This is a genomic window from Ruminococcus sp. N15.MGS-57, from assembly GCF_000980385.1.
Lineage (GTDB): Bacteria > Bacillota > Clostridia > Oscillospirales > Ruminococcaceae > Hominimerdicola > Hominimerdicola aceti.
This window is the reverse complement of record NZ_LARF01000141.1, coordinates 1-527: the sequence shown is the minus strand read 5'-3', so window position 1 is coordinate 527 and position 527 is coordinate 1. Positions and strand designations below refer to the sequence as shown.

Genomic DNA, 527 nt, shown 5'->3' with positions numbered 1-527 from the left:
TGCAATTTAAGCCCGGGTAAGGTTCCTCGCGTATCATCGAATTAAACCACATGTTCCTCCGCTTGTGCGGGCCCCCGTCAATTCCTTTGAGTTTCACCGTTGCCGGCGTACTCCCCAGGTGGAATACTTAACGCTTTCGCTTGGCCGCTTGCAGTATATCGCAAACAGCGAGTATTCATCGTTTACCGTGTGGACTACCAGGGTATCTAATCCTGTTTGATACCCACACTTTCGAGCCTCAATGTCAGTTGCAGCTTAGCAGGCTGCCTTCGCAATCGGAGTTCTTCGTGATATCTAAGCATTTCACCGCTACACCACGAATTCCGCCTGCCTCAACTGCACTCAAGATATCCAGTATCAACTGCAATTTTACGGTTGAGCCGCAAACTTTCACAACTGACTTAAACATCCATCTACGCTCCCTTTAAACCCAATAAATCCGGATAACGCTCGGATCCTCCGTATTACCGCGGCTGCTGGCACGGAGTTAGCCGATCCTTATTCATAAAGTACATGCAAACGGGTAT

At 48.8% G+C, this 527-nt stretch carries 1 rRNA gene; it reads right to left on the bottom strand.

Features of this window, described 5'->3' with window-relative positions:
- A 16S ribosomal RNA gene (locus WS40_RS10995) occupies positions 1–527 on the bottom strand; the annotation flags it as partial.